The organism is Sphaerisporangium aureirubrum (assembly GCF_042658925.1).
Classification (GTDB): domain Bacteria; phylum Actinomycetota; class Actinomycetes; order Streptosporangiales; family Streptosporangiaceae; genus Sphaerisporangium; species Sphaerisporangium aureirubrum.
Genome location: NZ_JBHSRF010000071.1, coordinates 42,271 through 49,092 on the forward strand (window position 1 = coordinate 42,271; position 6,822 = coordinate 49,092).

Here is a 6,822-nt window from a genome sequence, read left to right on the forward strand (position 1 = left end):
TGGCATTGCGGGGGCGCGCGTATTTCGATCAACGTTTCTTGCCGAGGCGGAGGGCTCTGGGGAGGGGGGTGGAGCATGGTGGCCGATGACGTCCCGCGTCGATGGCACGGCATTCCCGCCGGGCATTTCGAGGATCTGGCCCGTGGGGGTGGCGGGGCGGCGGTGGGCGAGCTGGTGGCGGCGCAGCACAGCAAGCACGCGCTGCTGGTGCGGGCGGTGGTGGACGAGGCCGTGGCGCACGGGCATCCGGGGGGCGGGGCGGCTGAGGACGCCTATGCCGCGCTGACCGAGGTCCAGCGGCGGGCTCCGGAGGCCGTGGCCGCCGTCGTGCGGTATCCGGCCACGGGGGCCTGGGCCCTGCGCACGGCGCAGCGCCTCCGGGCGGGGGACGGGGCCGCGGTGCCGGGGCGGCTGGCCGGTCTCGCCGCGGCGGCGGCCGTGCGGGGGGCGGTGGCGCTCAGCGTCCGGGTGCCTCGGGAGCCGGACGGGACGGTGCACCTGCCGTCGGTCGGGGTCGCGTGCCTGCCGGACGGGGACGGGGCCGGTGTGGAGGTGGAGGTGAGCGGGGACGGGAGCGCGCTGATCGGAGGGCGGGTGCGGGTACGGCCGGCGGGCGGGGGGCCGGTGCGGGCGGTGGCGGAGGTCGTCGGCGGCTCGGCGGATCAGGGGTGGACCGGCGTGCGGATGGTGGGGCTGGGGGGTGGGTTCTCGCCGGTGTTCGATGATGTGGAGCCGTTCCGGTTTCCCAGCGGGGAGGTGCGGGGGCGGCTGGCGGAGGGGGAGCTCGGGGAGTGGGCGGGGACGTTGCGGGCGGGTTGGGAGGTGCTGTGCCGGGTGCATCCGGAGACGGCGAGCGAGGTGGTGACGGCGGTCCGGGTGCTGACGCCGCTCGCGGCGCCGGGGCCGGGGACGTTGAGCGGGACGGCGCGGGAGACGTTCGGGTGTGTGGCGTTGTCCCGGCCGCCGGACGCGGTGGCGGCGGCGGCGATGCTCGCCCATGAGATTCAGCACGCCAAGCTGACCGCGTTGATGGACCTGTTTCCGTTCGTCACCTCGCCGTCCTCCGACCGGCGGTTCTACGCCCCCTGGCGGGACGACGCGCGGCCGGTCACGGGGCTGCTGCACGGGGCGTACGCCCATCTCGGGGTGGCCGGGTTCTGGCGGCGGCAACGCCACGAGGAGGCCGATCCGGCCGAGGTGACGGCCGCGCACACCAAGTTCGCCCGCTGGCGGGACGGGGCCGCGGAGGTCACCGCGCAGCTGGCGGCGAGCGGGCTGCTGACGCCGGCCGGGCTGCGGTTCGTGCTCGGAATGGCGGAGGTGCTGGAAGGGTGGCGCGCGGACCCGGTTCCGGCGGAAGCGGCTTCCGTGGCACGACGTGCGGCGGAGACGCACCGGGCGGCTTGGATACGCCGCCACGGCCGTCCGGTGGTTCCCGGCTGAGGATTCGCAGTATGACCATTCAGCGGACTTTCCAGAGCTTCCCGGTTTTCCGTGGCGGTCATGAGGACGAGGTGCCGGTGAACGGTGAAGTGATCCCTGAGATGGAGGACGGCACGACCGTAGGCCAAACCATCCGAAACGGTCATGAGCGCAGTCACCCCGCATAAGGTGATCAAACTCCGCCAACCAATCAATATCTATAAATTCCCGACACTGTCGAGAAACGCGCACCCCGCGAATAGCCTCCCCAGCCCCGAGGGATGAACGCCGGAAAAGGCGTGAGATCAGCCCCTCCCCCGCGCCCACTCCTCCCGCCCGAGCGCGTACTCCACGTCCCCGTGTTCCGCGCCTTCGATGTACTCCGGCCATTCCTCGAAAAAGGTCCGTACCAGCGACAACCCGGCCTTCTCCATCACCCGGCGGGAGGCGTGATTGACCGTCATCGTGGTGGCCACGATCCGTTCGGTGGCGAGGCGGGTGAAACCCTCCTGGACAAGAGCTCGCGCGCCCTCGGTGGCGAGACCGCGTCCCCATACGGCGGGCAGGAAGCGGAACCCCAGTTCCGTGCCGCCGCGTAGTCCCCGGCTCGTCGCGGGGCGCAGCGACAGCCAGCCGAGGAACTCGCCCGTGGCCCTTCCGGTGGCGGCGAAGCAGCCTAGGCCGTCCGGGAGTTCGCGGTACTCACGCAGGAGGCCGGGGAGCGTCTCCGAGGCCACCACGGACGGCGGTACGGGGCGGCCGTCGTCGATGTACCGCATCACCGCGGGGTCACCGTGCAGCCTGGCCAGGTCCTCCGCGTCGGCCTCGGTGAAGCGGCGCAGGACCAGCCGTCCGGTTTCCAGGAGCACGCTCATCCCGGGATCCGACCATCACTCCCGGGGCCGGGGCAATCGCTTTTCGCGCGGACCTCACGCCGTCAGGGGGGCGCGCAGGCGCCGTACCCGGCGGGTGTAGCGGCGGCGGCCGACCGTGTGCCACAGGAGGCGGGCGGTGACGGGGACGCGGCCGAGGTAGAAGCGGCGTTCCTGCGGGGTGGCGTCCTCCAGGACGGCGCCGAGGACGATCAGCGCCCGGTTTCTCGGGATCTGCTCCAAGCCGCGCCTGCCCACCGCCTCCCACTCGGCGGCGGACATGTGCTCGGCGATGAGGTCCAGCACATGCCACTCCTCCTCGTCCAGGTGCTCCAGCAGGGCCGCGCGGTGGGACTCCAGGGCGAGGGCCAGCGCCTCGCCGGACGTTCCCGACGCCGTGCGCAGCCACTCGGGCAGCAGGTCCTCGACGCGGCCCATCGTCTCGTCGATCCGCTTGTGCTGGCCCTGCATCCGCAGCACAAGGCCGGCCCGTGGCTCCGCCCTGGCGTGCAGCAGCGGCCAGATCATCTCGTCCTCGCCGGTGTGGTGGAGGTACAGCCCTTCGGCGTAGTCCTGGTAGTGCCGCGCGATCTCCGCCGCCCGCGCCAGATCCCCCTCCGGCACGGCACGCACCAACCGGGGTAGCAGCCCGGACTCGCGCCGGAAGACACGGTGGACGACCACCATCTCGTGGGTGTACGGGCGATCGGCGGCGTGCGCGTGGTTCATCATGTCGTCCTCGGTGCCTTGATCACGGCTTGGCCCGCCAAGTCTCCGGGGACGCGATTGCAATCGGTTTGGCGTGGCGTCAACACCCGCGCCACGCGGGCACCGCACGGGTCGGTCGTTCAGGCAGCCGCCGTGTCCACCACGATCAGCGCGGCGGCCCCCATGCCCTGGCCCTTCCCGGGCGCCCCCATGATCGCGCCCGTGACAGGCGGGCCGGGGGCGCCGGGGCCCGCTAGGAGCTGGGCGGGCAGACGCAGAACAGGTGGCCCTCGGGGTCGGCTAGCACGACCCAGCCCTCGCCCGGCTGGAAGTCGGGCTTGGTGGCGCCGAGGGCGACGTAGTCCTTCACGGCCTGGTCGACGTCCGGGACGCGGAAGTCGAGGTGGAACTGCTTCTCCGGGCCCGGCCAGGTGGCGGGCTTGCGCTCGTCCACCCGCTGGAAGCCGATGGTGTGGGTGCCGTCGCCGATGTAGGCGTAGTCGTCGCCGGCGTACTGGGTCTCATAACCGGTGATCGCGGTGTAGAACCCGGCCAGCGTCTTGGGGGAGGCGCAGTCCACGGTCACCGCGACAAAGGTCGCTTTCGTCGTCATGCGCCTATCGTCGCCGCCATACCTGTCAGCCGCCGTCAGGTACAGAAACGGCGTGCATATGGCCACAAAAGGCCATCTGATTGCCGGTGCGACAACGCGGTGGAAGTGTCGGATCTCCGTGACGCAACGACCGGGGAGAACTTTCATGAGCGAGAACACGCTGAGCACCGCGAAGCAACAGCGGATGGCGGCCGTGCACGCGGCGATCGCGGCCACGACGATGCCGAGGGCCTTGGTGTGGAACCCCTGGAAGCACGTGGCCGAGGACGGCGTCGACCTCCTGGCCCTGTCGGCCCCCGCCCAGCGCGGGACCGTTCCAGACACCATCCCGGACAACCGGGAGTTCAGCGCGATCAAGGCCGTGCAGCTGAGCCAGCTCGGCGCCGAGGCCGGATACGACGGGCCGGTGACCGAGCACACGTTCGCGGACGCCAAGCAGAGGCTCAGGAGCAAGTACGTCGCCGCCGGCCGCGCGCGCTACGCCAACCTGGCCAGCGGCAACTGCACCCTGTTCGCCTGCTGCGTCATCGGCATGCTCGCCGACCAGCCCCGGCTGCTCGGCCCCGGCGTCAGGGTGGAGCTGTTCAACCTGGCCGACACCACCGGCGGCGGAGGCCACGCCTACGTGGTGATCGGCCGCGCCGACGGCGACTTCAGGAACCTCAAGACCTACGGCCCCGACTCCTTCTTCGTCGACGTCTGGTACGCCCGCCAGCAGCTCAGCTCCCCCGGCGTCAACGCCGTCAAGGACATCGTCCTCCACGACACGTCGAACAACCCCTTCTGGGACCTGAACTTCTACAGCTTCATGGACGACGACAACACCTTCCTCCTGAAGCACACCTTCACGAGCGACGAACTCGCCACGCTCGGCCGCTGAGCCGGTCAGAGCACGAGGGCCGGGCTCACCGCCACCGGGGTCTCCTCGCCCGGACGGTGGACGGTGAGCTGGGCCGGGCCCCGGGGGGTGCGTTCGAAGAGGAACCGGCCGAGGGGGTCGGTGGCGGTGGTGAGGGTCGTGGACGAGGTGCGGAGGGTCAGGTGATGGGGGGTGGCGGGGGCGGTCCAGCCGTCCAGGCGGGCGGTGGTGTCGTCCAGGACGGCGATGGTGACGACGATGGTCAGGTCGGGAGTTTCGAAGGTGACGGTGCGCAGGTCGCCGGTGGCGCGGACGGCGGCGGGGAGAGCGGGCTCGTTGCGGGGCCGCAGGAGGTGGACGTCGCCGGGGTGGGGGTCCATCGCGAAGCGGCTCAGGGCGGCCAGGCCCGGGGGGACGGGGTCGGCGGCCGTGTAGAGGCGGCGGATCTCGTCCAGGAGGTGGCTGTCGTCCAGGTCCAGAGGGGCGCCGGCGAGTAACCCCTCGTCCGGGGAGTCGCCGCCGGGGACGTTTCTGGGGCCGTCGCCCGGAGGCTCGGTCATGACGCGCTCCATCTGGGGTCCTGAGCGAGGAGGGTGCGGAGTTTGGCGAGGCAGCGCCCCCGGGTGGGGCCGATGCTGCCGCGCGGCATGCCGAGGGCCGTGGAGACGGCGTCGTAGTCCGGGCGGTGGACGAAGGCGACGATGCGCAGCAGGGCGCGGCAGTTGGCGGGAAGGCGGGCGACGGCGGACCACAGGAGGCTCTTGCGTTCGTCCAGAAGCAGGCGCTGGTCGGGTGGGTCGGCCGGGTCCGGGAGTTCGGTGAAGACGGTGTCGCCCATCAGCTCGGTCTCGCGGGCGCCCGCGCGCAGGTGCCAAGCCTCGCGGCGGGCCGTGGTGACGAGCCACTCGATGAGCGCCGCCGGCGTCCTGATGGTGTGCAGGTTGCGCACCAGAGCGAGCCAGGTGAGCTGCACCGCGTCCTGCGCGGGCTGATACCCGAGCCCCTGAGCACGGACGGCCTGCCACAACAGCGGCGTCAACTCGGTGACGATCTGGTCGAGCGCCTCCCGATGCCCCTCCCGCGCCTTACCGAGCAACTCCGCCAGCCGGACCCGGCGCTCGGCCCCCCGATCGCCGGACCCGGCAGCGGGCGACTCGTCCATCACGACCCCACCCCGAACGCCCGGCCCCCGGCCCCGCGCGGCTGCTCCCCGGGCGGTGGCGCCCCGGGTGGGCACAGCCCGGCTCCGGCGTTCCGGGAGCCGGTCTCGGGTCGGGAAGTGGGGCGTGAGGCGATCTTCGCCATGCGGCTGTCCCTGGGGGGTCCGGGGGAAGGGCGGGCTGCTCCCCCTACCGATACCCCGGCCACATAACGACGGGGTCACGCCCACGCGCGAACCCGTCCCGCACCCGGTGGTGCCGTACGCGGTGGCCACAACAGTCCCCGGACAAGTCGCCATGGTGCTCACAGGCCAGAAGCCGGTGGGGGTCGCCGACAGTAGTACCACCTGGCCACCCGCGACGGGTTTCCCACCGTACGACGGCGCCGATTTCGCCGTCACACGTCCCGCCGTCGCGGCGCCGGAAACAGAACGTCCTGAACGGACGGGGCGCGAATTGGTGGGGGTCGCGGGCAGTAGTGCCGCCTGGCCACTCGCGACGGGTTTCCCACCGTACGACGGCGCCGATTTCGCCGTCACACGTCCCGCCGTCGCGGCGCCGGAAACAGAACGTCCTGAACGGACGGGGCGCGAGCCGGTGGGGATCGCGGGCAGGGGCGCCACCTGGCCACCCGCGACGGGTTTCCCACCGTACGACGGCGCCGATTTCACCGCCCCACGTCCCGCCGTCGCGGCGCCGGAAACAGAACGTCCTGAACGGACGGGGCGCGAGCCGGTGGGGATCGCGGGCAGGGGCGCCACCTGGCCACCCGCGACGGGTTTCCCGCCGTAAGGCGCCACCGCACCGCCGTAAGGCGGCGCCGCCGGAGCCCCGGCGCCTCGTCGGGTTCGTCTTATCGGCGCCGGGTCGGCGGGAAGTGGTACGGCGAACACGGCGCCGTCATACGGCGGGACACCGGCCCGGCGGAACGCGTCGCGGTGGAGCACCATGAGCCCGGCAGGGCCGGGGGCGCGGGGGTGTCCCCCGCACCAGCACAGGCCTTGCGGCCTTCGCGCGGAGCGCGGCCTTCGCGAGGACCATTTCACCGGCGCCGCACACACGCCGGGTTGTCCGCCGTATGACGGCGCCGAATTCGCCGACCCACGTCCCGCCGTCGCGGCGCCGGAAAGAGAACGTCCTGAACGGACGGGGCGGGAAACGGGGGGCGGCACGGGGTGGGAGCCGGGG

The 6,822-nt window shown here is 72.3% G+C and carries 8 protein-coding genes; 3 read left to right on the plus strand and 5 right to left on the minus strand.

Annotation, left to right across the window (positions count from 1 at the left end):
* Positions 1 to 75: 75 nt before the first annotated feature.
* Entirely contained in the window at positions 76 to 1,443 is a 1,368-nt protein-coding gene (locus tag ACFP1K_RS32320) for an HEXXH motif domain-containing protein (RefSeq protein ID WP_380760501.1), read from the plus strand.
* Positions 1,444 to 1,454: 11 nt separating this feature from the next.
* Positions 1,455 to 1,610, plus strand: coding sequence for a hypothetical protein (locus ACFP1K_RS32325; protein ID WP_380760503.1), 156 nt, complete (start codon positions 1,455 to 1,457; stop codon positions 1,608 to 1,610).
* 117 nt (positions 1,611 to 1,727) lie between these two features.
* Here the strand turns inward: ACFP1K_RS32325 and ACFP1K_RS32330 are convergent, their stop codons facing one another.
* The 3 genes from ACFP1K_RS32330 to ACFP1K_RS32340 form a co-directional block, all read right to left on the minus strand.
* A complete protein-coding gene (locus tag ACFP1K_RS32330) occupies positions 1,728 to 2,297 on the minus strand; it encodes a GNAT family N-acetyltransferase (RefSeq protein ID WP_380760505.1) in 570 nt (189 codons plus the stop codon).
* 54 nt (positions 2,298 to 2,351) lie between these two features.
* Positions 2,352 to 3,026, minus strand: a complete 675-nt coding sequence (locus tag ACFP1K_RS32335; RefSeq protein ID WP_380760507.1) for a hemerythrin domain-containing protein — start codon at positions 3,024 to 3,026, stop codon at positions 2,352 to 2,354.
* A 229-nt stretch (positions 3,027 to 3,255) separates the two neighbouring features.
* On the minus strand, positions 3,256 to 3,615 hold the full coding sequence (locus tag ACFP1K_RS32340) for a VOC family protein (protein WP_380760509.1): 360 nt from the start codon (positions 3,613 to 3,615) through the stop codon (positions 3,256 to 3,258).
* 145 nt (positions 3,616 to 3,760) lie between these two features.
* Here ACFP1K_RS32340 and ACFP1K_RS32345 point away from each other — a divergent pair, with 145 nt between their 5' ends.
* Entirely contained in the window at positions 3,761 to 4,495 is a 735-nt protein-coding gene (locus tag ACFP1K_RS32345; RefSeq protein WP_380760511.1) for a hypothetical protein, read from the plus strand.
* 5 nt (positions 4,496 to 4,500) lie between these two features.
* Here ACFP1K_RS32345 and ACFP1K_RS32350 read toward each other — a convergent pair whose 3' ends face one another.
* Positions 4,501 to 5,034, minus strand: a complete 534-nt coding sequence (locus ACFP1K_RS32350; protein ID WP_380760514.1) for a hypothetical protein — start codon at positions 5,032 to 5,034, stop codon at positions 4,501 to 4,503.
* The gene (locus ACFP1K_RS32355) at positions 5,031 to 5,636 is read right to left on the minus strand and encodes an RNA polymerase sigma factor (RefSeq protein ID WP_380760516.1); all 606 of its coding nucleotides are present in this window, start codon (positions 5,634 to 5,636) and stop codon (positions 5,031 to 5,033) included. Before ACFP1K_RS32355 ends, ACFP1K_RS32350 begins: the two co-directional genes overlap by 4 nt.
* Positions 5,637 to 6,822 lie beyond the last annotated feature (1,186 nt).